Source organism: Candidatus Melainabacteria bacterium RIFOXYA2_FULL_32_9 (assembly GCA_001784615.1).
Lineage (GTDB): Bacteria > Cyanobacteriota > Vampirovibrionia > Gastranaerophilales > UBA9579 > UBA9579.
In genome coordinates, this window is sequence record MFRQ01000017.1 from 3,231 (window position 1) to 4,820 (window position 1,590).

General features: G+C 32.0%; 3 protein-coding genes. All 3 read left to right on the plus strand.

Annotation, left to right across the window (positions count from 1 at the left end):
- The first annotated feature begins 67 nt into the window (after positions 1-67).
- The 3 genes from A2255_09755 to A2255_09765 all read left to right on the plus strand — a co-directional run bounded on the left by A2255_09755 (position 68) and on the right by A2255_09765 (position 1,565).
- On the plus strand, positions 68-352 hold the full coding sequence (locus A2255_09755; GenBank protein OGI23143.1) for a plasmid maintenance system killer protein: 285 nt from the start codon (positions 68-70) through the stop codon (positions 350-352).
- A 10-nt stretch (positions 353-362) separates the two neighbouring features.
- Positions 363-659, plus strand: a complete 297-nt coding sequence (locus A2255_09760) for an addiction module antidote protein, HigA family (protein ID OGI23144.1) — start codon at positions 363-365, stop codon at positions 657-659.
- 456 nt (positions 660-1,115) lie between these two features.
- Positions 1,116-1,565, plus strand: coding sequence for a hypothetical protein (locus A2255_09765; GenBank protein ID OGI23145.1), 450 nt, complete (start codon positions 1,116-1,118; stop codon positions 1,563-1,565).
- The last annotated feature ends 25 nt before the right edge of the window (positions 1,566-1,590 follow it).

The window sequence follows — 1,590 nt, forward strand, 5'->3', positions numbered from 1 at the left end:
CTTGAGTATAATAAAATCTTTTATCATATATATTGAACTACTTATCGTATTGTGATAATATACCAATATGATTATAAATTTTAAATGCAGGGAAACTGAAAAAATCTTTAATGGAGAACATCCTAAAAAGTTTTCTCAAGATGTAGCGAAGGTCGGAAAAAGAAAGCTGGATATGCTGCAAGCTTCTTATAAAGAGCAGGATTTAAAAGTCCCGCCGGCAAACAGATTAGAGAAACTCCAAGGAGATTTAAAAGGTTATTACAGCATAAGAATTAATGATCAATACAGGCTGATATTCCAATTTAGAGACGGGAACGCCTACAATGTCTATATAGATGATTATCACAAATAAGGAGATATATATGATAGAAGTAAAACCATTCACCCACCCGGGGATAATATTACAGGAAGAATTTACTAAGCCTCTTGGTATAACTCAAGCTAAACTTTCAGAAGATTTACACGTAGGAATAAAGACTATTAGTGAGATATATAATGAAAAAAGAGGAATAAGTCCTCTAATGGCTTTAAAGCTGGCAAATTATTTCGGCACTACTCCTGAATTCTGGATGAATTTACAGAGCAATTATGATTTATACAAAACTTATTTAAAAGAAAAAAAGGCCATAGAGCAGGTTAAGTCAAGACAAGTAGCGTAAATCAAAAGAAAAATAAAGTATAAAACAAATAATCCGACCCAAAAAGGTCGGATTCTACATAATTAAATCAAATCAGAAACTCTTCAATGATGCCCCCTCTATCATTCTGAGGTGACAAAGTCACTCTTTTAAGTCGCCGATCTTTCTAATAATACCCCGCATTGTCATTCTGAGCGAAGCGAAGAATCTAAGAGATCTTTTACTAACGTTCAGGATGACACGCACTGTCATTGTGAGCCATAAAAAACACGGTCACCAAACAATAATCGTTCTTGCGAAACAATCTCAAAGCATGAAACGATGCATCGTCACCAGATATAAATTATTTTGACCCAATAATTATAATTAAATCAAGCCTACAGATTGGTAATATGACCAATAAAACTAATCTCAAAACAGATGTAAAATAATTTTATCAGGTTATATCAAGTTAATTAAAAGATTTTGGAGTCAATCATGAATAACGAACTACATATAGAATGGACGGAAGATCTTAGAACAGGAATAGAAGAGATTGATGAGCAGAATAAAAAGATAATTGATAACGTAAACGCACTTTATCAAGCTTGTAAAGAAAGTAAGTGCAAAGATGAAATAATAAAAATCGTTGAAGATCTTGATTTTTATACAACTGTTCATTTTGAAATAGAAGAAAAATACATGAAAACGTATGACTATAGTAAATATTTAGAGCATAAAAAGGCGCATACCTTCTTTAAAGATACTTATGAGCAAATAAGATATCATTATCATTATGTAGAGGGAAATCCTCCTTATAAATACAGACATGTATATCTATATGCCCTGCATTTGCACCAAACTTTAGTTGACTGGCTTAATGTGCATTTAATAACTTTCGACAAGGAATTCATCAATTTTTTAAAAGCAGTAAATAAAGAATCCTAGTGGATGGACACAAAAGCTATGAGGC

Coding starts and splice junctions, on each gene's coding strand:
- A2255_09755 (OGI23143.1), top strand. CDS start 68: ATGATTATAAATTTTAAATGCAGGGAAACTGAAAAAATCTTTAATGGA.
- A2255_09760 (OGI23144.1), top strand. CDS start 363: ATGATAGAAGTAAAACCATTCACCCACCCGGGGATAATATTACAGGAA.
- A2255_09765 (OGI23145.1), top strand. CDS start 1,116: ATGAATAACGAACTACATATAGAATGGACGGAAGATCTTAGAACAGGA.